A 24,169-nucleotide genomic window follows, 5' to 3' on the forward strand; every position below is an offset into this window, starting at 1 on the left:
ATTATCTAAAGACCCTTAGATCTTTATTAAAGTTCTTATTTGAATAATGGAGAGATTACAATGAAGTCTGCATGGGCATATATACGTGTTTCAACTCAAGAGCAGGGTGAATTTTCGCCCGATGCACAGTTAAGAGAAATTAAACAAAAAGCAAAGGGACAGGGACATTCTATTGTACAAGTCTTTCAGGACATTGGCGAAAGCGCAAAAATGGCTGACCGACCGGAGTTCCAGCGCATGATCAATGAGGCCAAGCGACTTGAAAAAGGTTCAGTTGATGCTATCTATGTGCATAAGATAGACCGATTTGCGAGAAACAGAGAAGACAGTGTTGTTTATAAAGCTATGCTTAGACGCGAATATGGAATACAAGTACTATCGGCTAAGGAAGATTTAGATGATGGACCCGTGGGTCGACTTATAGAAGGAATTCTCGAATGTATTGCTGAGTGGTATAGCCTTAATCTGGCCCAAGAAGTTAGAAAGGGTATGACGGAAAAGGCTATGAAAGGTGGAAATTTAACCAGGCCTGCATTTGGATATGTACTCCCTGAAGCTGGAGAACGTTTTGAGATCGTTCCGGAACAAGCCGAGATTGTTCAACTAATTTATAAATTATATACGGAAGATAATTGGGGTAGACGTAAGATTGCAAAATACCTGAATGAAAATATAAAAATCCGCCAACCGGAACGAGTCGCCAAAAAGGGTAAAAAGAAAGGACAAAGAATAGGCGGTAACCCATGGAACGATACTCGGATCAAATACATCTTGAATAATCCACTGTACATTGGAAAAACACGTTGGAATGTACACGATAGTACATCAGGATATGAAAAGAAACCGGAAGAAGATTGGATTATATCCGATGGACAGCACGAACCTATTATCAACATTGATGTATGGGAAAAAGCCCAAATGAAAACAAAACGTAAAAAAGTCTCACCTGGAGAATCTTCAAATTATCTACTTAGTGGTTTGTTAAGGTGTGCTGATTGTGGTAGTTCGTTGTCGGCTAACCGCAAGCGTGAGATTAGACAAGATACTGAGTTCTTTTTCCCGTATTATAATTGTGACAAATATAAAAATGGATCTGGTTGCCGATCCCAATTTGTTAGCGTAAGAAGAATTGAATCTGCAATACTTGCTCACATCAAAAAAACTTCGGAAACGATCGAAAACATCTCTGTTGAGGTTCTTAAAGACAATAGTAATGAAGTTGCAGAGTTAACCTTGCTTGAACGATCCTTAGAGTCTTATAAAGAACGCTATCTTCGAATTAAACATGCCTTCGAGAGTGGCGTAGATACTCTTGAAGAATACAAGGAAAATAAGTTACGTCTCAAACACGAGGAGGAAGAAATAGAAAATCGAATTAAGCAGTTAAAAACTATAAAACCTACTTGCGACTCAACTGATTTTCGCATGCAATTAAAAAATGTCCATACACTTTTGAATGATCCAACAGTATCTATGAATGAAAAGAAGCAAGCAATAAGAAAGTATATAAAGAGTATTGAGTTTTCAAGACATAATAATATTCTTAGAATTAATTACTGTATAAGAGATTAGAAGGGCCTATTTAAGGCCCTTTTCTTAATGTATCTGATGTATATTATGGGTCCGCCCATAATTCCAATTTTATCCATAATTACCTCTATACTTTATAATTATACATTATTTGTTCAGTTAAAGAAACTTTAGTGATAGATCCTAGGTCCCTTTTCTTTTTAAGTTTTCCATAGATATAACTTTCATGGATTGAATAATAACATCGTTATTTTACCTCAAAATCTTAATAATCGAAAACTTGCTAGTGCTTGAAATGACTATTTTAGTTTTTGAAGCATTAAGAGTTCTGACAACTCATTAATTTTAGCACCTTCCTATGGGCTTCTGAGTTACAGCCACGGAATATCTAATCAAGAATCGGTGGTACTATGTTTAAACAAAGGAATCCCCACATGCCGGTATCCTTGGGGATCTTTTCTGAGAGTTTTAAGGAAGTACTTCTTTTCCAAAACAAAAATTCATGCGTATTGCCGAGAGTTATTACTCACCGTTACTCGTAATTCTTGGTGAGGGCGAAGTGACATCATTAAAAACCCCGTAATGTCAAATTTTCATCTTCTTCCTTAGGTAGCTGTATCCTTATTAAATGCTGGACACTCACTTGGAAATAATTTACATCTTCCGGCATGAAATCGAAATACATTCTCCCTCCATTTCCTCCTAAGATCAACATATATATTCAAGATAAAACAAAAAGCGCCAAGTCGTCAAACCTATCGTTTCTTGTAATCATTAATTTGTATGCATATTTAGTCACGTATCATATAGATATGCTTTACCCCTGCGCTAGTGAAGCCAGTGACCCACTAAAAAAGGGTAAACACAAATGACCTCACTTCGCCTTTAGCAAATTGAGGTCATTTACATCGATAGTTTAAATAGAACTAATATACAGTTACGGAATAACGCGAATTAACCTCTTTTCTGTAAACTCATTGGTCTCCTACCTTCCCTAAATAAAAGATTTATGGTAGTGGAACAGAGTGTTGTTAAGAGAGGAATTTTCCGTCATCGGCTAATTCAATAAACTCCTTTGGAACCGGCTGACTGTTAGCATATCGAAAGCCTTCTTTCTAACGCATTATGAAAGGGTTGACACCAAACGTTCAACCCTTTTCAAAATTATATTTAATATAAATTTCTAAACGAGTTTACTTAATTGATCGATGACCTCAGAAGCTGTGGAACAAGCGAGGACGGCTTCCACTAAGGTTTGTTTTTCTTCGGCCCCAAAGTTCAGTTTGACCAAGGATCGACGGACTTTAGGCAGCGACCCTGGCGCCATACTTAGTTCTTTGACCCCTAAAGCCGCAAAGAACGGTGACAAAACTGGGTCCCCTCCAGCTTCACCGCAGATACCTACCCAAATGCCGGCTTTTTCAGCCGCTTGGCAAACACGGGCAATCATCCCCAAGACGGCTGGATGATAGGGCTGATATAAGTCAGCCAATGTGTTATTTTCTCGGTCAACTGCCAACATATACTGGGTCAGGTCATTCGTACCAATACTAAAAAAATCGACTTCAGCCGCTAACCTCTCGGCATTCCAGGCGGCAGAAGGAATTTCAATCATCATTCCCACTTTAAGTTCCCCCACAGCAAAGCCATCCCGTAAAACTTCCTCACGAGCTGAAGAGAGCATTTCTTTAGCCTTTAACAATTCTTCAAGAGTTGCAATCATGGGGAACATCACTGCCGTCGGACCCACAGCCGAAGCACGCCAAATGGCCCGAAGCTGGGCAAGAAAAAGTTTTGGTCTTTGCAAGCAAAGCCGCAAAGCGCGTACCCCTAAAAAGGGGTTTTGTTCTTTGGGCAGCTTTAAGGCTGGAGCCTTTTTATCTCCGCCAATATCTAAAGTTCGTATCACTGTTAAATGAGGAGCACAGGCCTCAATCACTCTGCTGTAAGCTAAAACCTGTTCTTCCTCGGATGGCAGATCATCACTCATAAATAAAAATTCAGTCCTATAAAGACCGACTCCCTGAGCTTTAAATTTCCGGACCAACGGCAAATCCGCCGGGCTCCCAACATTAGCGGCCAAGACCATCGCACTGAGCATACCTCCGGTCTGGCCCTCCTGCTCTTCGCGGAGATCTTGGCTAGACTTTGAACTGCTAACCCCCTCCGGCGATGGCTTAATCCAACCTTCGTCGCCGTCCAGTTCAGCCCACTGTAAGTTCGTTAATTCCTCCCAAGAACTTTCTATCCCAGTCACTGCTGGAATCCCGTAAGTCCGGGCCAGAATAGCAGCATGGGAAGTCTTTCCGCCTTTGCGCACGATAAAGCCAAGCACTCGTTCCTTGGGCAAAGAAATTGTTTGGGCAGGAGTAAGTTCATCAGCTAGGACGATCCAATTTCTTTGCTCCGGAAACGAAGCATCACTGTTCCCAACGCGGCCAGTGAGATTTTGCAGGAGTTGTTCGAACACATCTTTCACATCGACAGCGCGTTCTTGAAAGTAAGGATCTGGAATCGCTTTGAGCATTTGAATAGCTTCGGCAGCTACTTCTTTCAAGGCTTGCTCAGCTGCAATCTTCTGTGCTTCGATTCGTTTCTGGGCCTCGCCAATAAACGAAGGATCCTTGAGCAAGAGCTTGTGAGCTGTAAATATCTGAGCAAATTCTTCCCCTTTTTCAGCTCGGACTTGTTGCTCCAATTTCGTTAAGTTGTGGTCAGTGAGGTCGATCGCCTTTTGCAAACGTCCTAATTCCTGTTCCGTATCGACCTCACCGGCATGTTCATGGGGCAGGTCTGAAGAAGGAGCCCGAAGAATCCATACTCTACCCGCAGCCCGGCCTGAGGATACCCCTATACCACGCCAATTTCTTTCCTGCATATCCATCTTACTCACCTTGGTTTTCTAAATTATTGATCAGAGTTTCTAAGCTCTCAGCAGCTTGCTGTTCATCTTCACCATCAACAGTCAATTGAAATTGGCTTCCGGAGCTTAAACCCAACGAAAGAATTCCCAGAATGCTTTTACCATCAACCTCTGAGTTATTTGCTTTAATTTTAATACTGCTTTTGTATTGACTGGCCATTTGAACCCATAATGAAGCCGGCCTGGCATGAAGTCCAGATTTGTTAGTAATAGTCATTTCTTTGGTGATCATTTTGTTCCTCCATATCTATCAAGCTCTGTTTAAGTTAAGAAAGGAAACGCGGATAATTTGCAGCCGCGTTTCCTGTTTTGTAGCGAAATCAAGAATCTTAACATTGAAAGCCATGAGGCAGACCGCTATTTTTCGATAGTTCTTTTAACAACGGATAGAATCAAGGCGGTAACAACTGTCCCTGCGACAAGGGCTAAAATATAGGGCCCTAAGTTTGTTACAACATGAGGAATCGCTAACACCCATATTCCACCATGAGGAACGATGATAGTGCTGCCAAACGCCATGGAAATAGCTCCAGTAACTGCTGAACCCGCCATGATGGAAGGAATGACTCTAAGCGGGTCAGCGGCTGCAAAAGGGATAGCGCCTTCTGTTATAAAGGATAGACCCAAGGCCCAATTGGCCTTACCGGCTTCTCTTTCTTCAAGCGTATACTTTTTCTTAGCAATAACTGTTGAAAGAGCTATGCCAAGCGGCGGGACCATTCCAGCAGCCATAACGGCAGCCATGATAGCTGAAGGTTTACCACTCGCTACTGTTGCAGTAGCAAACGCATAAGCGGCTTTATTGACCGGACCACCCATGTCAAAGGCCATCATGCAGCCTAAAATAATTCCCAAGACAACGGCATTGGCCCCGCTTAAGGACGATAACCACGCTGCTAACGTCGTGTTAAAGAACGTCATAGGTTTACCGATAACATAAACCATTAGCAATCCCATGATAGCGGTTGACAGAAATGGAATGATTAGAATCGGCATCAATCCTTGCAGAGATTTGGGAAGTTTAATATATTTTTTAATGGCCAGCACGATATAACCGGCGGCAAAACCCGCAACCATAGCACCCAAGAATCCCGACCCATTATTCGATGCAATGAATCCGCCAACCATACCGGGTACAATACCAGGTCTGTCAGCAATCGAATAAGAAATATAAGCTCCTAAAACAGGAATCATTAAAGCAAAAGCGGCTTTACCCGTTGAGAATAACGTTTCGCCTAAACTTCCGGGAACTTTGAAGACATAAATTCCGCCGATAGCAAATCCTAAGGCAATTAGCAGACCCCCAGCAACCACGAAGGGAATCATAAACGATACGCCTGTCATCAGGTGCTTATAAACACCTTTCTTTGATTCTTTCCCTTCAGATTTAATAGCATTGTCAGTTACGACACGTTCACTTGAACTTGCTTTAGCATTCGCCGCCTTCGTAAGCAAGCCTTTGGCATCATTGATAGCCTCTTTTACAGAAACTTCAACGACAGCCATACCGGCAAATCTGCTCTTATCAACAGAAGTGTCCGCAGCAATAATTACAGCCTTAGCTTGAGCAAGATCCTCTTTTGTCAGAACATCTTCTGCACCAACTGACCCTTGGGTCTCAACTTTTATCTCATGACCCATTTCTTTAGCTGCCAATTGAAGTGCTTCAGCAGCCATATAGGTATGGGCAATACCTGTAGGGCAAGATGTAACGGCTACGAATTTCATTGTTATTCCCCTCCTCTTTTTTGCAAGGTTCGACATTCACCTTGCGGTTATAGTCACTCGATCAAGACTCAGCTCTCTTGAGCTTCAATCACCGCCTTTACTTCTTCTGGTGTTTTAGCTGTTCTGAGAGACTCAAGGAATGAAGCATGTATCAGTAAACGGGCCAATTTCGAGAGTGCGCGTAGATGAATATCCTCTCCTTGGATTGGCGCCGCGATAAGGAAGAAGAGATCCGCTTGAGTGCCATCAAGAGAGTGTACATCAACTTTATTTTCAAGACGTGCCATCGCTAAGGCGGGCCTGGTTACGCCTTCTGATTTGGCATGAGGTATTGCTACACCAAACCCGACTCCGGTAGTCCCTTTCATTTCTCTAGCTTGGACATCTTCCAGATATTTCGATACATCATGAACCGCACCGATTTCCTTTAAGCTGTTAGCAAGAGCTTCCCAAACATCTTCTTTTTTTTCTGCCTTCAGATCTAATAAAATTGATTCATCTGCCAATAGTTCTGTGATCTTCATTCTTTACACCTTCAATTCTTTAATTATTACCTTCGGTAAAAGTGTTAAAACATCTTCTAGTGGCCCCGCTTGAGTCCCCGGTTGAGCTACTGATGCAGCAGCAACAGCTGTTCCCCAGCGAACCTGTTCTTCCAAAGTCATTCCTTTAGCCTCTGCTAAAACCAAACCTGCCACTAGGGCGTCTCCTGCGCCAACTGTACTCCTTACCTGAACATCCGGAGATCGGACCAATAATCGTTGCGCACTGTCTGCTGCTAATGACCCTTTCTCTCCTAAAGACACAACGACTTCTGATATCCCGCTGGCAATCAACTCATCAATCGCTTTCAGCACATCGGCCTCCTGCTCAAGGGGTCGTCCCATCAACTGACTCAGTTCATCGACATTCGGTTTAATTACATCCGGTTTGCCCATGATTCCGTTTTTTAAGGCATCTCCGCTGCTATCCAGAAATACTTTACAGTCATGACTCTTGATAATTCTGATGAACTCCTGATAAATATCTTTTGGTGCCCCTTCCGGCAAACTACCGGATAAAACAAAGATCTTAGACTCATCGGCCAATTTTTTTATGGTGCTTTTTAATTCCAGTAAATTCGAAGCAGAACATTTAATGCCTGGATAGTTTATTTCACTTACCTGCTCATTGGTCTCATCCACAATTTTTATATTTACCCTTGTAGTTCCATCAAGCTTAACAAAATGATTATTTATTTTATGAATTTGAAAATATTCTTCAAAAACACGAGAGTTTTTCCGTCCTAAAAACCCGGTAACCGTTACCTCACAACCAAGGCTATTCAAAACTTTAGCAACATTCACGCCCTTTCCGGCAGGGTCAAGGCGTATTTTGCTAACCCGGTTAACTTGTCCAACATTAAATTGGGTAAAATGGAGGGTTTGATCCACAGCTGGATTTAAAGTAACTGAAACAATCCGAGCCGATTGTTGATTATTCATGAGTACATCCCTTCATCTATAGAGAATTATTTCTTAAGCCGCCAAATTTTATGCCTGGTTCATTTCAACCTATCTACAACATGCACTTTAATATACTTGCTTAATCTTTTTGCATCCTCGTCATCTAACCCATCATCGGTTAGCAATAGATTGATCTCACTCAGACTGCAAATTTTACACATTGATTTTTCCCAGAGTTTAGAGTGGTCTACCACTAAAATTACTTCTTTGCCTGCTCTCACCATATGTCTTTTCGTTTCTGCTTCGGTAAGATTGGGAGTAGTAACACCTAACTCGGGATCTACAGCATTGGCCGCAAGGAATACTTTGTCAAAATGCAACCGTGATAACATTTCATTGGTTAAGAAACCAACCAAAGAACGAATTGGTTTTCTTAAACTTCCTCCCAAAACGATCACTTCAACTTGGAGATCTTCCGAAAAAACTTGAGCAATATCCATACTATTCGTAGCAATGGTAATTGACCTTCCCCGCAGTGCATAAGCTATTTGCAGAGTCGTTGTTCCGGTATCTAAAAAAACAGTTTCTCCATCCTTAACAAGTTCAGCCGCTACCTGAGCAATCCTTTGTTTTTCATTAAAAAAACGAATCTCTTTTTCCTGGTAACTTAACTCAAAACTTGATTGGACGGAGATTGCCCCTCCGTGCGTCCTTTGAATCAGTCCGGCATTCTCCAGTTCCTGTAAATCCCTGCGTATCGTTGATTCGGAGATATCAAATCTCTGGCTCAATTCCCCAACCTTAACCGGTTTGCCACATTCCAAAAGTTGCAAAATTTCCGTTTTACGCTCTTCAGCAAACATATTTTGATCCTTCCTCGAGAACTAGATTCTTGTTTGTGCTTATTTTTTTGCTCACATATGCCCGTTTATGATCATTTATGATCGTTTACGGATATTATAAGCCGTGCATTAATCATTTTCAAGCATAAAATTTCAAATAATCCGTGTTTTTATCCTGGTAATTTATGTAAGGGATTTGCTGTAAATTAAAGAAAACCCGGTTTCACCGAGCTTCAGCGAGAGTCAAACCGTTGGTTGCATTGAAGGGTCCCTAACCAAACCTCAAAACAAATCAATCTGATAGACATTCTACATGTATCTTATGGCGGAAGCGGAACCAAAAACGAGTCAGGACTTAAGGGATTTCCTTTCCCTCGGCATACTAGGAACTATATTTGGAACTACATTTAATATACACACTACCTTAGCCTGTTGAGATTTCTCAAAATGGTTTTAATAATGAGCTATTTTATGAGCTATTTAATAATAAGCCCAATTTTGGTGCACATTATTAACATGACTACTATCGAGCTTTAGCCAAAGCAATTTCGTTATTTTTATCTTTTTTAAGATGTAGAAGTTTATTGTAATACTTTAGATAGGAATGAATAGAGTGTATCGTCTTATTTCCCGAAAATTACGTTTTCTACAGCTGTTAAATCGAAGTTCGTCCGAGGAAAATGGTCGAAAGATACTTTTACCAACTAATCTTTCGGATAGTCTAGCTGAGAACATAACTATGATTAAGAAAATTCTTGGCCAAAACTTCGATTTTGTAATACGCGAGTTTGAACTTGGTTCCTCAGAACAAAATAGAGGCGCTCTAATATTTCTATCGGGCATGACTGACAAAAATATGATAAACGAAAGTATATTAAAGCCCTTAATGCATGAAAGACGATTTAACATAAAGAATGAAAATTCAGAATTTGCCAATATGGAAATGGTCAAAATGTCCATGCTGTCCGTAGGGGAAGTCGATGAAGTTATAGCAATTGATGAGGTGGTTGATGGGTGTTTGTCCGGCAGTACTGTTTTATTGATCGATGGTGCCGCGAAAGCTTTGGTACTAAGCACGCCAGGCTGGCAAACCCGTTCCGTGGAAGAACCAACAACCGAATCTGTTGTCCGCGGACCTCGGGAAGGCTTTACGGAAAGTTTATTGACAAACACTACTTTGTTGCGCCGCAAACTAAAAAATCCCGGATTGATCCTAGAGACCATGAGCATCGGCCGGCAAACCCGGACCAAAGTTTGTACCGCCTATATCAAAGAGATTGCCAATCCTTGCTTAATTGAAGAAATCCGGTACCGTTTAAGCAAGATTTCCACCGATTCCATCCTGGAATCAGGTTATATTGAACAATATATCGAAGACAACCCTTTCTCCATTTTCACTCAGGTCGGCAACAGCGAAAAACCCGATGCAGTAGCGGCGAAACTTCTGGAGGGACGGGCAGCAATCCTAGTGGACGGTACTCCGGTTGTCCTCACTGTTCCTATGCTTTTCCTGGAAGGTTTTCAAAGTGCCGAAGATTACTATTCCCGGCCCTATTTAGTCAACCTGATCCGCTTCCTAAGATTTTTAGCTTTCTTTCTCAGCATTCTGGGGCCGGCCACCTATGTCGCCTTAACAACCTTTCATCAGGAACTAATCCCTACAACTCTTTTGTTGACAATGGTATCGGCCCAATCGGGTGTCCCTTTCCCGGCTGTAGGGGAAGCCCTGATTATGGGAATTACTTTTGAAATTCTGCGAGAAGCCGGTATCCGGTTGCCCCGTCCTGTCGGTCAGGCAATCAGTATTGTGGGAGCTTTAGTCATCGGCCAGTCGGCCGTCTCCGCCGGTCTGGTTGGAGCCCCGATGGTTATTGTAGTCGGCATAACGGCTGTTTCCAGTTTTGTGGTTCCTGTCCACGTTGATTCCGGAAGTATACTGCGTTTAATTTTTACAATCCTGGCTGGATTCATAGGCGGTTTTGGCATCATGATCGGGGTAGTGGGAACATTAATCCATCTCGCATCACTGAGATCTTTTGGTACTCCTTATTTGTCCCCTCTAGCCCCCCTCAGTGTCGCCGATTTGAAAGATTCTCTGATTAAAGTATCGATTTGGGCTATGTTGACCCGTCCAAGAACTATAGGCTGGCATAATACCCAGCGCCAGGACTTAAGGATTGAATCTGAGAAATCACCGGAAGAAATTGAAGAACATCAAAAATAAAGAAACTGTTTGGTGATACAAGGTATGCAAAAAGAATTGAAAATAATTAAACTTACCGCTTCTCTATTGCTGCTTCTCATGACAACCGGATGTTGGAATAGCCGTGAATTAAAAGACTTAGCCATAGTTTTAGGCGTGGGATTGGATAAGCCCCGACAGTCTGCCAAAAATATCCTGGTGACAGCGCAAATTTTCCGCCCGGCTAGTATTCAATCTCCCGGTGCTCAGGGCAGCGGAGGCAGCGGAGGAGTTCAGGATTATGAGAATATTCAGAATACGGGGAGCACCCTGTTTGACACCCTGAGAGGATTTACGCATAAATTAAGCAGCAAGCCCTATTTTCCACACATTGAAGTTTTAATTTTTGGGCGTGCCCTCGCTGAAGAAGGACTACAGAAATATATTGATTTTTTTGTACGGGATCCCGAGACCCGTCTGGGGGTAAAAGTTTTGATTGCCCAAAACAAGGCTGGTGACATTTTTAAGGAAACCCCGTTCCTGGGAACAATACCGGCGGAAGATATTGAGAAAATTATAAAAGCCCAAGAGGCAACATCCAAAACTTGCACCGTTAACTTAGAACAATTTATTACCCGCCTAATGAGCAAAACAACATCTCCCATAGCCCCTTTGGTTGAGCTTACAGGGGAAGGAGAAAAGAAAAGAGTCAGGGTTGCCGGGACGGCGGTCTTCAAAAAAGATAAGTTGGCAGGTCAATTAGACGGAACCGAGACCCGAGGCCTATTATGGGTAATCGATGAAATAAAGAGCGGGATTATTACTGTGAAATGTCCGGATGAAAAAAGTACCGCAGAATTAGAAATTATCAGGGCTCAGAGTAAGATCACGCCTGAAATCGATGGCGACAATATCCGTTTCCGGGTAAGTATCAAAGAAGAAGGAAATATCGGCACCGAATCAGGTTCGGACAATCTGGTTTTACTGCCGGCGATTGAAGCATTGGAGAAGGCGGAAGCAGCAGTGATTCAAAGTGAAGTAATGGCCGCTGTAACTAAAGCCCAAAAACTTGACACCGATATTTTCGGCTTTGGGGAGATAATCCACCAGAGATCCCCCGCCCTGTGGAAAGACTTAGAGAATAAATGGGATGATATTTTTCCAAACATTGAGGTAGAGGTATCCGTTCAGGCAAAACTGCGCCGGTCAGGCCGGATTGGTCCCCCTGTTTCACCGCCAAAGGAGTAAAAGATTAATGAAGCCGGAACAAGGAAAAATATCCAGTTCACAACTCATGTTTTTAATAGCCGGTTTGATCCAGGGATCTTCCCTATTAGTGGCGTTTGCCACAAAAATTACCAAACAGAACACTTGGCTGGTGGTCTTATTAGGATTCGCGATAAGCCTGGGATTAGCTTTGATCTATGTCACCCTCGCTCAAAACTTTCCCGAAAAAAACCTAATTGAAATCAATGAAATCGTCTATGGTAAATATCTGGGGAATTTGATTTCCGGGCTGTATATCTGGTTCTTCTTTTCAATAGGTTCCTTTAATCTGCGCTTTGTCGGCGATTTTTCCTTAACCTATCTGGTTCCGGAAACGCCAATAATTGTAATTCTGGTTATGTTCGCTTTCATTTGCATCTGGGCTGTCCGGAGCGGAATTGAAGTAATCGGCCGTCTCAGTGGGATTTTCGTAATAATTACCTTAATAGAAGTCATCACAACTTCCTTACTCTTAATAAAACAAATGAAGTTAACCAACTTTTTACCTTTGTTTGATCTTTCTCTTCAGGATTTTATACACGGTACACATACCATGACATCCATTCCTTTTGGAGAAATCATGATTTTTCTGATGATTATTCCATCTGTAAACAAGCTTAACCAAGTCAAAAGTGCTACATTATCCGGATTATGTATTGGCGGGTTTACCGTACTTTTCAGTACGTTGAGAAATACAGCTGTACTCGGAATCACTGCAACTATAATGTTTTCTCCCTCCTTTGAAGCGGTCCGTTTAATTGATATCGCTGGGGTTATTACCAGGATGGAAGTACTTGTTGCAAGTGTCCTATTAATTACATTATTTATAAAGACGAGCCTTTTACTTTATGTCACGGTTCTTGCTCTAGCCCAACTATTTAGATTACGAACCTACCGGCCGCTAGTACTTCCCGTTTGCATTTTAATGATTAGCTTTGCTTTGCTGGCTTTTGATTCCACGATGGAAAACGCTTTAAGTGCCGCCAATGACTGGCCCATTGTTTCTATTCCGTTTAACTTTTTGTTTCCTCTGGCTTCCTTAATTTTGATTAAAATCCGCAGATTACATCAGGGAGGGGGGGGGAAATAATGATATTTATATTAATCCTTGTTTTTATTGGCATAGCTCTTGTTGAAGTTCCAGGCCTGATTAGAAAGAAATATTGGCGCGAACTTATTGTTTTCTCCACTTTCCTTTCATTTTCTTTTATCGTGGCGCTTTTACAAACGATTGGGGTGAAGCTTCCTAATCCCATGAGAGGTATAGATTATTTGATCAAAGATATCCTGCATTTAAGTTATAGCCAGTAGAGCGGGAAGACCACTTATTCTTATCGAATTTCCAACCATTAAGGAATATTGTAAGCAGAAGCTTATATTGAAAATCCTCTCGGCCGTTCGATTTTATGCGGAATAAATAATTCACAGAGTTGTTCTAAAATTACTTCTGGCGAATGATCACGCGTATCTCTTTGAAATGAATAGAAATCTCTGCTTAAAGCCGTGAGCAGCATATCCGCGCGAAAGACACTATTGAAATGGGTCTGCTCAGTGGCGTTCATCTCGTCAAACAGTTCCACAAAAAGTTGATGCAATTCGTTAAACAGCGGACCTTGCATTCTTGATTTAAGCGGATTTGTTGAGGAAGATTCCTCCACCCCCGTAAGCAATTGTGCTTTTACTTCTCTAAAACGGATAAACCGGTCTAGAAGTCCTTTTAATCGTTGGCTTGGCGAATCAGATTGGCATTGTTTCAAGTAAGTTTCAATATCAGCAAAAAGTTGGTCAACGTTATCTTTTATTAAATCAAGACATAATTCACCTTTGTTTCTGTACCGGCGATAAAGCGTCCCCGGACCGACCTGGGCTTCATTGGCGATCTGATTCATGCTAACTTGTTTGACACCATTTTGCTCAAACAGTTTAATCGCTGCATTTAATATGCGCTGACGATTCTCAGCCGCATCACGCCGTTCCGAACGAATTGGGGTTGTATCCAAACCACTCACTTAATCATCCCATCCTGATAATTTAATATTCCCTGTTTTAATATACCCCGTTGACATGCGGAGAATTCTCCTGTTATACTATATGGAGAGTTCTCCATTTATGTTAACATAAAGCAAAGGAGTTGTAAAACACATTGCCTAATAATTATCATAAGTCCGCCCTGTTGGTCATGGATGTACAAAATGGTATTGTATCACGTATTGCAGAAGACGAGAAAAGCCTCCTTCCCTTCCAAAAAGCTGTCGAAGCCGCGCGCATACACACGATCCCTATTATTTTTGTACGGGTCGCTTTCAGTGAAGGCTATCCCGAAATCAATCCTCACAACAAAGCATTTTCTGCATTGTCACAAGCCCAAGGGATGACCATCTCGGATATAGGTACGCAGATTCACGAATCCCTTCATCCGGAACCAAGCGAACCAGTGGTTACAAAATTTCGGGTTAGCGCCTTCGCCGGCAGCAATCTTGAAGTTATTCTCCGGTCCCGCCAAATAGATACATTAATCCTTAGTGGAATTTCAACAAGCGGAGTGGTTCTTTCAACCTTGCGCGAAGCGGCGGATAAAGACTATGCCCTTCAGGTACTTTCCGACGCCTGCCTGGATCCAGATCCTGAAGTTCACCGCATTCTTACAGAAAAAGTGTTCCCTCGCCAGGCCGATGTGCTTACGGTGGACAATTGGATCCATTCCTTAGATTAAAACCGGGAACTTATTTGGAAAAATTACAAGTGAGCGCCTTTTTGGATTTCGCCCCAAAGAGGCGCTTTGCGCTCCCTTTTTAGAGCCGGAAGCCTGCAGCTGCTTTCCACGATTTTGTATGGAAGACTATTCCGAAACTACGATCTTCCACAGGGAAATTTCTGAGTGAACTCGCTGAACACAGGGGCTTTGGTGACAAACGTGTCCTGTGGACACGTTTGCCACAAGCACCTAGCTTATAACAAATGCTATCGCGCTGAAGGATGGACCTTACCCTCACCGAAGCAGAGAACGGAATACAATCACATTTACGCAAGAGGCAGACTCACCTTGAAAAGAATCAAAAGATATTTCAGATTGGTGTACTTCATCAATTCAAAGGAGGCTTATTATTATGCCAATTTGGAAAAGAAATTTATTTGTTTGCTGGTTTGGCATGTTTGTAGCAGGTATAGGAATGAGTCAAATTGCCCCGGTATTGCCGCTTTATATAAAGCATTTGGGGATTCACAGTACTTCTTCCATCGCTCAACTTTCCGGCATTGCTTTTGGGATCACCTATATTATTTCAGCTGTATTCTCACCCATTTGGGGGCATGTTGCCGACAAAATTGGGCGAAAACCGATGATTCTGCGGGCAAGCCTTGGTATGGCTCTAATCATTGGCTGCATGGGGTTTGCGCCGAATGTGTATGTTTTGATCGGTTTAAGATTATTACAGGGCGCGATCACAGGCTATAGCACAGCTTGTACAGCCTTGATTGCAACACAGACAGATAAAGAACATGCCGGATATGCGCTGGGGACTCTCTCCACCGGCAGTATTGCCGGTTCCTTGTTAGGCCCAATTATCGGTGGCTTGATTGAAGAGTATCTTGGCTTTCAGCCTGTCTTTTTCATCACAGGGGGATTGCTGCTAATTGCCTTTGTTCTGACTGCTCTATTTGTAAAAGAATCCTTTGTCCGTCAGGATCAAAAGACCCACAGTATCAAGAAAATCTGGGAAGGTGTTCCGGAAAAGAGTTTAACAATTGTTCTCCTTGTAACCTTTTTTATTTTATCATTAGGGTTGTATTCCATAGAACCCATTGTAACCGTTTACGTTACCCAATTAACCAAAGGTACTGCTGCTGCTCATGTCGCCCTTTTAGCCGGATTGGCGTTTTCGGCTTCGGGACTGGCTAATATAATTTCAGCGCCAAGACTGGGGAGACTATCCGATAAAATAGGCGCGCATAAAGTTGTTTTAGTTGCACTCATTGCTGCCGGTATCATTTATATACCCCAAGCATTTGTTAAAAATCCATGGCAGCTAATAGGACTGCGCTTTTTATTAGGATTAGCGATAGCTGGGCTAAACCCTTCTGTTAATACCCTTATTAAGAAAATTACACCGGATGCTCTAACCGGCAGAGTTTTCGGTTTTACCATGTCCGCTGGATATCTGGGCGTATTTGGCGGCTCTGTTTTAGGCGGGCAGGTAGCAGCCTATTTCGGCATTCAATATGTTTTTTGGGTAACCAGCGCACTGTTGCTGATGAATGCTTTATGGGTGTATTTTAAAGTCTATAAGAAGCTTTGTCTCAAAGAAAATACTTCTCCGTTGCCCAGCAATGGTTAAGGCTTTGAACAAAATACAATGGCCCTTCAACGCAAAACTTACGTTGGAGGGCCATTGTGCAGCAAAACGTCATCGCACCGCGTCTGTCCGGCTATTTTAACCTGATGGGTTGGTTCATAATTTTCTCTGCTTGAGCTTTATCAACAACTCCGTCATCAACCATACTTTGAATAACTAAACTTTGCCGTTCACGAGCAAGGGTCAAATTTTTATAAGGGTCATAAACACTGGGGGCATTGGGAAGACCGGCAAGCATTGTAAGCTCTCCATCATTTAAGCCGGAAGGGCTTTTTCCGAAATAAGTCTGAGACGCTTGGTACAGGCCAGTAGCCCCATGCCCAAAGTAAATGACGTTAGCGTAGAGCTCAAAGGTTTCCGGCTTACTCATCGTATCGTAAAGTCCAATGGCATAAAAAGTCTCTCTTGCCTTCCATGAAAGGGATTTTGCCTCGTCGCTCAGGATCGTATTATGAATCAATTGTTGGGTAATGGTTGATCCGCCTTGACGGGGTTGTCCGCCGCTTATGTCCACAAATACTGCCCGCAAAGTTCCCATAACGTCTATCCCTTGATTGGTAAAGAAACTGCGATCCTCAGTGGCTATCACGGCATTGCGATACATCACCGGGATCTCATCGTACTTAAGAAAGCTGACATGGTGAGCTTGTAATTGTGTGGCAACGTCATTACGCACCAAATCAGCAATTTTATAGATATGAGTAAAATAATATCCCATTCCAAACCAAAGGGCACTCATCGCTATAACCACCAAGATTAAGAATTTAACAAAACCTCTCATCAAACGTTTCACAAAAACCTCCGTTAATTTCAATATGTTTTAATTATACCATCTGCTGGCGCTGCACAGCAGCATGGCGGTCTACTAACCTGAAAAGACTGCCCCGAACACTATAGACCACAAAGGAAGGTAGCTTTGCCCACAAGAGTGAACTCATTGCAAGGAGAGGCGGTAAAGCTCACAAAGCTCTAAAATCAATAGCTAAACGCGGGCAAACATGTGCAAACTAGCTATGACATGGATAAATCATCTTATGGACAAATCACATCAACAATATCGGAGGTTATTATGTCAGGGGAAACCATAGGTCTGTTATTGGCAATCAATTCAGGGATACTGTCTGTCGTTGGGCTTATTACGATCTTTATATCGATGAACAGCCAGCATAGTGTACAGCGCAGCCGGGAAATTCTCTGGGACATATTTACCTTGCCCTACAAAAAAAACCTTCTTCTCGAAAAAGGGGCAATTGGCCAAGAAGTCTTTCGCAAATTAATTTTGTACGAACAGATTATTAAAGAGAGAAACTCCTTCTTATTTAAGATTATAACCTTTTCGCAAATGGTCTTAACCTTTTCCGGTATAATTTGGACCACAATAGTGCTCACCCTAGTCAGCAGAAATCCTTCTCAGACAAACAAAATCATCTTGTTTGCGGGCCTCAGTTTAACGCTTTGTTTTTTTCTCTATTTCATCATTAAAATCTTAGGCGATCTGAAAAACGTTAGCAAGGTGGGGCAACTGCCTACCGTTGAAGAATTACTGGATGCCAATGACCTCGCCAGCAATTTAAATGTAGTTACGCTTGCAGCAGTTTCTTCACGCTTAAAAATTCTTGATACCAACCTTTATCTTGGTTTCCCGATTCCCTTTAAGAACCTAAGGATGAAAGCAACAGTACAAAATTCCCGGGAAAAAGAGGAAAATTCACAGGATTTAAGAAATACTCTAAGTCGAGCTGCTCAAGTCAATAACTATAGAAAACTGGACCCTGAAGAATTTATATTGCTTGACGATGATTATTGCTATTACTTAATATCAAATCTTCAGCCTTCGGGCAGCAAGCATAGTTTTTTTGCTTCAATTGATTTATTAAGCAAGCAAGGTCTCGTCACGGCTGAGTTTTACTGTGAAGGCCTAACGAGCAGCAATCATAAAATTACCACCTTTCCCTACTCTTTTGCCGAACGATTTATCAATCGCCGGAGCGATTTAGATCCGTTTAGCAGATATCAAAAAAGACAGGGAAAAGATGATCGGTCTGATGACGCGACAGCTCAAATCAACATCGGTCAAAACTTTATGGACTTGATAGACCAAGATTAGATATGCATAAGGCTTGCTTAAATTACGCTTTGAAAATAAAATATAGATTAAGTATTACATTGAATAGCTGATCTTCAGATAACCTTTGTCGCTGGCAGATCTCATTTTTTAAGGTAAATTTAAGTTTCAACCTCTATACTTTCCTATTGTCAATTGATAAACAAGAACCAAATTAAAGATGCCAATACTAAACAATTATTCTCTGACTTGTAATTATTTCGGATTTTAGACTATGTTAATGAGAAAATAATGACGTAAGATGTAATGTTTAAACTAAAAAGTTTTGAAATGCAGGTAAAAATTTACTATGAAAAAAGAACTAAGTGATTGCCTTGTAATAGGCTGCGGTATGGCAGGATCTGTTATAGCCCGCGAGCTGGCAGAACGTGCCGGTAAAAACGTACAAATTCTTGAAATGCGCAATAATATTGGCGGAAATATGTACGATTTTAAGGACGAAAAAGGTATCCTTATCCATCGTTATGGCCCTCATATCTTTCATACAAACAGTAAGAGAGTCTTTGATTATCTCTCTCGGTTCACATCTTGGCTGAATTATTCCCATGAAGTTGTTGGCGATATCCACGGAAAATTAATGCCTATTCCTTTTAATCTTAATTCCCTCCATTCAGCCTATGAACCAAGCAAAGCAGCGAGAATTGAGCAGAAGCTGATCACTACCTATGGAATCAACAGCAAAGTACCTATATTAGAGCTGCGGCAGCAACTTGATCCGGAAATTGCTGAAATTGCAGAGTTCATCTACAACAACATATTCTTATACTACACCCAAAAACAATGGGGTCTCGCTCCTGACGAAATCGATTCTTTCGTTACGGCACGTGTCCCGGTTTTTATCTCCTATGACAATCGCTACTTTCAAGATAGTTATCAGGGCATCCCTGCCGAGAGCTACACGTCACTCTTTGAAGGGATGCTCAAACATCCTAAAATTGAGCTTACTCTCAATACCGATGCGCGCAAGCGACTTAGGCTGGAGTCCGGAAGAGTATTCTTCGACGATCGCCCATTTAACGGGACTGTCATTTACACCGGCCCGCTGGACGAATTGTTCGACTGTCGCTACGGACGTCTTCCCTACCGAACTCTGGATTTTGTCTTCGAATCCCACAATACCACTTGGTACCAGCCCAAAGGGACTGTAAATTATCCCGTTGATCAAGATTATACCCGTATTACCGAATTCAAGCACCTGACGAGGCAGTTACTGAGCGGACGAACAACGATCGTCAAAGAATATCCCCGGGCCTATACAGGTGCCGATGATGAGACTCCCTATTACCCGATCCAAAACCCGGAAAATTCGGCTCTCTACGAGTGCTATCGAAAGCTTACTGATGAGTTTCCTAACTTTCGTGTTTTAGGCAGACTTGCCGAGTACAAATACTACAACATGGACGCAATCGCTGAGAAAGCCTTAGACCTAGCAGATACATTAATAGGTTAAAGATTCCAGGTTGTTGCAAAAATCCCGAAACTATTTGATGATTAATAACTGCAGAACGGAGCTTTAGATTGAGAATAATTTCATTTGCCATTCCATGCTATAATTCAGCTTCCTACATGAACCGCTGTGTTGATGCTCTTCTTCCCTTCGGAAATGACGTGGAGATCATCATTGTAGATGACGGTTCTACCGATGACACCGGAAAAATTGCCGATCGGTATGCCGCCCAGCACCCTGACGTTGTCCGAGTCATTCATCAAGAAAACGGCGGCCATGGTGAAGCTGTTAATACCGGTATAAAAAACGCTGCCGGCCTCTATTTTAAAGTCGTAGACTCTGACGACTGGCTCGACGAACCGGGGTTGGCTGAAGTTCTGCAAACCCTCAAAACGTTAATTGCTGACAACTCTGCTCCCGATATGATGGTCTGCAACTATATCTATGAAAAGTTGGCGGAAGGGACCAGGCACGTCATTAACTATAATAATGTCTTTCCGCGTCATCAGCTCTTTACTTGGGATGACATGAGAAAGTTCCCGCCCTGGAAGTATCTTCTCATGCATTCCCTGATTTACAAAACCCAACTCTTGCACGAATGCGGTTTGAACTTACCAAAGCATACGTTCTATGTAGACAATATTTATGCTTATCAACCACTGCCTTTTGTCAAAACTATTTATTATCTCGACGTCGATCTCTATCACTACTTTATCGGACGGGAAGATCAGTCAGTTAATGAAAGTGTCATGTTAAAAAGGATTGACCAGCAGCTCTTGGTAACCCGCATCATGATAGGCTGTCATCAATTTCCTGGAAACATCTCCAGTAAAAGGTTGTCCAGCTATATGCTCGGCTATTTAGCTATTATGATGACCATTTGCACTGTGTTTCTGAGAATTTCCGGTACACAGGAAGCGAATACTAAAGAAAGGGAGCTTTGGTCTTTCCTTATCAGTTGTGACAACGGCCTCTACCGGCATGCGCTGATCAGGTTTCTAAGAATGGTGACAACTCTGCCTGGAAATTCCGGCAATAAAATTACCATTGGTTTATATAACATAGCACGTAAAGTCTATAAGTTTAACTAACTATTTAGTCAAACTGGAGAATCTTTAATCAAGGGAGCAAATGAATGCCCAATGTTACAAAACTAAAGCTCTTTTCTGGTCTGCTTATCACAGCTATTGTCATTTATTACTCTATCGGGGCCATCAAGGATCTGCATGCAGAACAGGTTTTTCGTTCGAATATCAGTTGGGGCTTGACTATTTGTTCAGTTGTAATTTATATCTATGCCAACTACATCCGCGGGCTTGCCTATACACGAGGCATTGACAGGGATATGGACCGAATGACGGCGTTACAAATCGTGGGGTTAGGCCATGCCGCTAATATGGTTCTGCCTTTCCATATCGGCGAGGGGCTGCGGGCTGCCTTTTTCCCGGCAAGCTACAGTGCCTTAAGGCGGACAAAGCTGTTAATTATACCGGCCTTCGCAGATTTTGCGGCCATCATGATGCTGGCAATTCCCGCAGTTCCCTTTGCCGGCTTTACGGATCAAAATCTATTAAAAGCCCTCTGGATTCTGACCTTTCTCTGTATTGGCGCCTTTATAGTCTTCGGGGTCCTTATCGCTTTTCTTCCGCGGCTTCGCAGTTATTTCAGCGAATACTTGAATTTCGATACGGTAAAAATGATGGGGTGGGTTATCCTTTCCTGGATTCTGCTGCTCGTGTCAACTTGGATCGGACTTGTGGCCTTTGGCTTTTCCTGGTCAGCATCCGTTCGTATGTCCTTGGCCGTCTTTGCAGCAACTAATATCATTAATTTCATACCTGCCACACCGGGAGCAATCGGCCTTTTTGAATATGGAACAATTCTGGGCCTTGGAGGTCTGGGCATTGATCAGACGACAGCCCTCTCAGCGAGCTTGTTATTGCATCTGATCCAGTACGCAGCCCTCCTGCCCTTAGGCGGTTTCCTCTACATTGCCGCCCTGCACGGACAATATGGCGGGGCACTCCGCAACATGAGACGGGCAATTCTCCAAAAAGATCCTAAATGAGTAAAACGCCAACTGAAAAATGAAACTTAGATGGAGATGAACAAAATTAAACTTTTATCAATTGTCGTACCGTCCTATAATTCACAGGACTATCTTGGTCACTGTCTGGATACGCTCATTCAAGGCGGACCGGAGATAGAAGTTATCGTCGTTGATGATGGTTCAACAGACAACACAGCGGCCGTCGCCCAAGAGTACTGTGATCGCTTTCCCGCAATCGTCCGCCTTGAGCAGAAAGAAAACGGCGGGCATGGTTCGGCAGTCAACCGCGGCCTAGAGGTTGCCACAGGCGAATATTTTAAAGTTGTTGACAGCGACGACTGGTTAGATCCTTCGGACTTCCTGTCGCTGCTTTCCTGGCTGCGCAGCAATCCCTCCGTGGATCTGCTGATTGCAAACTATGTTTATGAATATTCCTATAACGGCAAACAAAAAGTGATGCGCTACAGTAACGTTTTTCCCGAAGGAAAGATTATCTCCTGGGATAATATGGGTTCTTTCCGCTTCGACCAATTGATGCTCATGCATTCCATGTTTTACCGCACAGAATTATTAAGACAGTGCGGGATTAAACTGCCGGAACACACGTTTTACGTCGACAACCTTATTGCTTATTTGCCTCTTCCCTATGTTAAAAGCTTAGTTTATCTGGACCTTTCTCCCTATCACTATTTAATCGGCCGGGCAGGACAATCCGTCAGCACCCAGGTTATGATTAAGCGGATCGACCAGCAGATTAAAGTAACGCGTATGATGATTGAGGCCTACAATGTTTTTGAGGACATTGAATATAAAAGCCTTAAGCAATACATGCTTTTCTATCTTTCGATGATGGTGGCTACCACCGTTACGCATTTGTATATTGCAGAGGACAAGACGCTCCGCCGCAAGGCAGACCAGCTTTGGGATTCGATAAAACAAAGAGACGAAAAGCTGTATACTGAACTGCGAGGCAGTTTTATCAATCTATTTATCGACATCACCCAGAAAATCAATCCGCGCATCCTGGCACACGGCCTGAAACTAATTAAGCGTATTTATAAGTTCAGCTAAACTTAACACACACATCTCGCAATCAAAGAATCAGCCCAGCAGAATGAACGCCGGGGCTGATTCTTTAGTCAATTCGTTCAGCTAACGATGAATCGCGAAACTTCGACAGGGGACCCTACCCCTATTTAACATTATTTAAAAAGAACGGCCGAGGTAAGTTTTCGAACATTATGGTTCGCTTGAATATGGTTTTTGGACTGTCGGTAATATTATACTGATGTTTCCCGTTTAAGAGAAAATGCCAAGCTAAGTGAAATGCCCAGTAAAAAAACAGCCTGCGAAACCGGGTTAGGTACCTCCCAGCTTTCAATCAGTTTGACAATGATAATCGTTAGGGTAATACCCCAGAAAATTCTCCAATCACCACAGAAAAAATCAAATATCTTCTTGAAAAAAAGCATCAGCTCTTTCCTCCTGCCATAAGTTTTGTCTTCTGCTCAATTCCATAAGGCTTTAACCACTTAATAATGAAGAAACTTAAGGCCAAATAGAAAATAATCAAAACGAACAAGAACCCATCAGCATATGGCCATCGAATTCCTAACCCCTCACCGGTCCAGAAAGTACCAAAAGTCACCAGCATAATCCCTACAGAAAACTTCAAGGTATTTTCCGGAATCTTCGTCAACGGCCCTCGAATTAACATTCCCAGGATCACAACCATGATTAACGCCAATAAAGCTCCCTCTGCCGCTGTCCAAATCCCGCTGAGCTTATCCGCAGAAACTGTAGAACCGAAGGTAATAACAATGAATGCCACTTCCAACCCCTCTAAGAGAACACTTTTATAGGAAGTAAGAAAACCAAAGCCATTAAACTTCCGAGGTTCAGCCTTCCCGTGGGCCCGAAGTTCTCGCATCCGCTCTTCATAAATTGCTGCTTCATCATGCATGGATTTCAAACCGCTATAACGAAGCAAAGCTTTTTTAAGCCATTGCATACCAAAGAGAATCAGGATAATTCCAATGACTTGTCTCAAAACCTCAATGGGAATAAACACTACTAAGGTTGAACCAAAAACAGCCACCAAAACTGCCAGGGTCAAAGCTGCTGCCCCAGCGCCCAGGAGACTGCTCCTCCAATTAATGGTCACTCCAACAACTAATACAATCGTAAGAGCTTCAACAAATTCGACCATTGAGGCTAGAAAAGACGGTAAAATTGAAGACCAGTACATTTCTCATTCTCCTTTCAGTAAGATGGCAATG

The 24,169-nt window shown here is 42.4% G+C and carries 22 protein-coding genes; 12 read left to right on the plus strand and 10 right to left on the minus strand.

The window, feature by feature from the left end:
* Positions 1 to 60: 60 nt before the first annotated feature.
* Positions 61 to 1,572, plus strand: coding sequence for a recombinase family protein (locus tag DESACI_RS19760; protein WP_014828993.1), 1,512 nt, complete (start codon positions 61 to 63; stop codon positions 1,570 to 1,572).
* 1,141 nt (positions 1,573 to 2,713) lie between these two features.
* Here the strand turns inward: DESACI_RS19760 and ptsP are convergent.
* The 6 genes from ptsP to DESACI_RS19790 all read right to left on the minus strand — a co-directional run bounded on the left by ptsP (position 2,714) and on the right by DESACI_RS19790 (position 8,489).
* Entirely contained in the window at positions 2,714 to 4,414 is a 1,701-nt protein-coding gene (ptsP, locus tag DESACI_RS19765) for a phosphoenolpyruvate--protein phosphotransferase (RefSeq protein WP_014828995.1), read from the minus strand.
* 1 nt (position 4,415) lies between these two features.
* A complete protein-coding gene (locus DESACI_RS19770; RefSeq protein WP_014828996.1) occupies positions 4,416 to 4,685 on the minus strand; it encodes an HPr family phosphocarrier protein in 270 nt (89 codons plus the stop codon).
* Positions 4,686 to 4,810: 125 nt separating this feature from the next.
* On the minus strand, positions 4,811 to 6,181 hold the full coding sequence (locus DESACI_RS19775) for a PTS fructose transporter subunit IIC (protein WP_014828997.1): 1,371 nt from the start codon (positions 6,179 to 6,181) through the stop codon (positions 4,811 to 4,813).
* Between the two features lie 68 nt (positions 6,182 to 6,249).
* A complete protein-coding gene (locus DESACI_RS19780; RefSeq protein ID WP_014828998.1) occupies positions 6,250 to 6,705 on the minus strand; it encodes a PTS sugar transporter subunit IIA in 456 nt (151 codons plus the stop codon).
* Between the two features lie 3 nt (positions 6,706 to 6,708).
* Complete coding sequence (pfkB, locus tag DESACI_RS19785; protein ID WP_014828999.1) at positions 6,709 to 7,665, minus strand: 1-phosphofructokinase; 957 nt, start codon at positions 7,663 to 7,665, stop codon at positions 6,709 to 6,711.
* Positions 7,666 to 7,724: 59 nt separating this feature from the next.
* Positions 7,725 to 8,489 carry a DeoR/GlpR family DNA-binding transcription regulator gene (locus tag DESACI_RS19790; RefSeq protein WP_014829000.1) on the minus strand — a complete coding sequence of 255 codons (765 nt, stop codon included), beginning with the start codon at positions 8,487 to 8,489 and terminating at the stop codon, positions 7,725 to 7,727.
* Positions 8,490 to 9,081: 592 nt separating this feature from the next.
* Between DESACI_RS19790 and DESACI_RS19795 the strand changes: the two genes are divergently transcribed.
* Genes DESACI_RS19795 through DESACI_RS19810 form a run of 4 tightly spaced genes read left to right on the plus strand, consistent with a single transcriptional unit; the run spans position 9,082 to position 13,227 of the window.
* Entirely contained in the window at positions 9,082 to 10,692 is a 1,611-nt protein-coding gene (locus tag DESACI_RS19795; protein ID WP_014829001.1) for a spore germination protein, read from the plus strand.
* 24 nt (positions 10,693 to 10,716) lie between these two features.
* Entirely contained in the window at positions 10,717 to 11,898 is a 1,182-nt protein-coding gene (locus DESACI_RS19800; RefSeq protein WP_014829002.1) for a Ger(x)C family spore germination protein, read from the plus strand.
* Positions 11,899 to 11,905: 7 nt separating this feature from the next.
* Positions 11,906 to 13,006, plus strand: a complete 1,101-nt coding sequence (locus DESACI_RS19805; RefSeq protein ID WP_014829003.1) for a GerAB/ArcD/ProY family transporter — start codon at positions 11,906 to 11,908, stop codon at positions 13,004 to 13,006.
* Complete coding sequence (locus DESACI_RS19810) at positions 13,006 to 13,227, plus strand: hypothetical protein (RefSeq protein ID WP_014829004.1); 222 nt, start codon at positions 13,006 to 13,008, stop codon at positions 13,225 to 13,227. Before DESACI_RS19805 ends, DESACI_RS19810 begins: the two co-directional genes overlap by 1 nt.
* A 62-nt stretch (positions 13,228 to 13,289) precedes the next feature.
* Here DESACI_RS19810 and DESACI_RS19815 read toward each other — a convergent pair whose 3' ends face one another.
* Complete coding sequence (locus tag DESACI_RS19815; protein ID WP_014829005.1) at positions 13,290 to 13,925, minus strand: TetR/AcrR family transcriptional regulator; 636 nt, start codon at positions 13,923 to 13,925, stop codon at positions 13,290 to 13,292.
* Positions 13,926 to 14,059: 134 nt separating this feature from the next.
* Between DESACI_RS19815 and DESACI_RS19820 the strand changes: the two genes are divergently transcribed.
* Entirely contained in the window at positions 14,060 to 14,629 is a 570-nt protein-coding gene (locus tag DESACI_RS19820) for a cysteine hydrolase family protein (protein ID WP_014829006.1), read from the plus strand.
* 394 nt (positions 14,630 to 15,023) lie between these two features.
* Positions 15,024 to 16,250 carry a multidrug efflux MFS transporter gene (locus tag DESACI_RS19825; RefSeq protein WP_014829007.1) on the plus strand — a complete coding sequence of 409 codons (1,227 nt, stop codon included), beginning with the start codon at positions 15,024 to 15,026 and terminating at the stop codon, positions 16,248 to 16,250.
* Between the two features lie 91 nt (positions 16,251 to 16,341).
* Here the strand turns inward: DESACI_RS19825 and DESACI_RS19830 are convergent, their stop codons facing one another.
* The gene (locus tag DESACI_RS19830) at positions 16,342 to 17,061 is read right to left on the minus strand and encodes a biosynthetic peptidoglycan transglycosylase (protein WP_014829008.1); all 720 of its coding nucleotides are present in this window, start codon (positions 17,059 to 17,061) and stop codon (positions 16,342 to 16,344) included.
* A 225-nt stretch (positions 17,062 to 17,286) separates the two neighbouring features.
* Here DESACI_RS19830 and DESACI_RS19835 point away from each other — a divergent pair, with 225 nt between their 5' ends.
* The 5 genes from DESACI_RS19835 (at position 17,287) to DESACI_RS19855 (ending at position 22,961) form a co-directional block, all read left to right on the plus strand.
* Positions 17,287 to 18,375, plus strand: coding sequence for a hypothetical protein (locus DESACI_RS19835; protein WP_207643905.1), 1,089 nt, complete (start codon positions 17,287 to 17,289; stop codon positions 18,373 to 18,375).
* 307 nt (positions 18,376 to 18,682) lie between these two features.
* Positions 18,683 to 19,843, plus strand: coding sequence for a UDP-galactopyranose mutase (glf, locus tag DESACI_RS19840; protein ID WP_014829010.1), 1,161 nt, complete (start codon positions 18,683 to 18,685; stop codon positions 19,841 to 19,843).
* A 68-nt stretch (positions 19,844 to 19,911) separates the two neighbouring features.
* Positions 19,912 to 20,931, plus strand: a complete 1,020-nt coding sequence (locus tag DESACI_RS19845; RefSeq protein WP_014829011.1) for a glycosyltransferase family 2 protein — start codon at positions 19,912 to 19,914, stop codon at positions 20,929 to 20,931.
* Positions 20,932 to 20,975: 44 nt separating this feature from the next.
* Positions 20,976 to 21,908 (plus strand): lysylphosphatidylglycerol synthase domain-containing protein, encoded by a 933-nt coding sequence (locus DESACI_RS19850; RefSeq protein ID WP_014829012.1) that lies wholly within the window; start codon positions 20,976 to 20,978, stop codon positions 21,906 to 21,908.
* A gap of 30 nt (positions 21,909 to 21,938) precedes the next feature.
* Positions 21,939 to 22,961, plus strand: a complete 1,023-nt coding sequence (locus tag DESACI_RS19855) for a glycosyltransferase family 2 protein (RefSeq protein ID WP_014829013.1) — start codon at positions 21,939 to 21,941, stop codon at positions 22,959 to 22,961.
* A 209-nt stretch (positions 22,962 to 23,170) separates the two neighbouring features.
* On the opposite strand, the gene DESACI_RS19860 is transcribed toward DESACI_RS19855, so the two are convergent.
* A complete protein-coding gene (locus DESACI_RS19860) occupies positions 23,171 to 23,362 on the minus strand; it encodes a hypothetical protein (protein ID WP_014829014.1) in 192 nt (63 codons plus the stop codon).
* Positions 23,362 to 24,138: a COG4280 domain-containing protein gene (locus DESACI_RS19865; RefSeq protein ID WP_014829015.1), complete on the minus strand. Its 777-nt coding sequence runs from the start codon at positions 24,136 to 24,138 to the stop codon at positions 23,362 to 23,364. The genes DESACI_RS19860 and DESACI_RS19865 overlap by 1 nt, the downstream gene beginning before the upstream one ends.
* Positions 24,139 to 24,169 lie beyond the last annotated feature (31 nt).

It is taken from the genome of Desulfosporosinus acidiphilus SJ4 (assembly GCF_000255115.2).
Lineage (GTDB): Bacteria > Bacillota > Desulfitobacteriia > Desulfitobacteriales > Desulfitobacteriaceae > Desulfosporosinus > Desulfosporosinus acidiphilus.

Excerpts from the sequence above, each read along its gene's own strand:
- DESACI_RS19865 (WP_014829015.1), bottom strand. The coding sequence starts at position 24,138 with ATGTACTGGTCTTCAATTTTACCGTCTTTTCTAGCCTCAATGGTCGAA.
- DESACI_RS19800 (WP_014829002.1), top strand. The coding sequence starts at position 10,717 with ATGCAAAAAGAATTGAAAATAATTAAACTTACCGCTTCTCTATTGCTG.
- DESACI_RS19770 (WP_014828996.1), bottom strand. The coding sequence starts at position 4,685 with ATGATCACCAAAGAAATGACTATTACTAACAAATCTGGACTTCATGCC.
- DESACI_RS19775 (WP_014828997.1), bottom strand. The coding sequence starts at position 6,181 with ATGAAATTCGTAGCCGTTACATCTTGCCCTACAGGTATTGCCCATACC.
- DESACI_RS19805 (WP_014829003.1), top strand. The coding sequence starts at position 11,906 with ATGAAGCCGGAACAAGGAAAAATATCCAGTTCACAACTCATGTTTTTA.
- DESACI_RS19860 (WP_014829014.1), bottom strand. The coding sequence starts at position 23,362 with ATGCTTTTTTTCAAGAAGATATTTGATTTTTTCTGTGGTGATTGGAGA.
- DESACI_RS19835 (WP_207643905.1), top strand. The coding sequence starts at position 17,287 with ATGGATAAATCATCTTATGGACAAATCACATCAACAATATCGGAGGTT.
- pfkB (WP_014828999.1), bottom strand. The coding sequence starts at position 7,665 with ATGAATAATCAACAATCGGCTCGGATTGTTTCAGTTACTTTAAATCCA.
- DESACI_RS19810 (WP_014829004.1), top strand. The coding sequence starts at position 13,006 with ATGATATTTATATTAATCCTTGTTTTTATTGGCATAGCTCTTGTTGAA.
- DESACI_RS19760 (WP_014828993.1), top strand. The coding sequence starts at position 61 with ATGAAGTCTGCATGGGCATATATACGTGTTTCAACTCAAGAGCAGGGT.
- DESACI_RS19850 (WP_014829012.1), top strand. The coding sequence starts at position 20,976 with ATGCCCAATGTTACAAAACTAAAGCTCTTTTCTGGTCTGCTTATCACA.
- DESACI_RS19855 (WP_014829013.1), top strand. The coding sequence starts at position 21,939 with ATGGAGATGAACAAAATTAAACTTTTATCAATTGTCGTACCGTCCTAT.
- glf (WP_014829010.1), top strand. The coding sequence starts at position 18,683 with ATGAAAAAAGAACTAAGTGATTGCCTTGTAATAGGCTGCGGTATGGCA.
- ptsP (WP_014828995.1), bottom strand. The coding sequence starts at position 4,414 with ATGGATATGCAGGAAAGAAATTGGCGTGGTATAGGGGTATCCTCAGGC.
- DESACI_RS19790 (WP_014829000.1), bottom strand. The coding sequence starts at position 8,489 with ATGTTTGCTGAAGAGCGTAAAACGGAAATTTTGCAACTTTTGGAATGT.
- DESACI_RS19825 (WP_014829007.1), top strand. The coding sequence starts at position 15,024 with ATGCCAATTTGGAAAAGAAATTTATTTGTTTGCTGGTTTGGCATGTTT.
- DESACI_RS19780 (WP_014828998.1), bottom strand. The coding sequence starts at position 6,705 with ATGAAGATCACAGAACTATTGGCAGATGAATCAATTTTATTAGATCTG.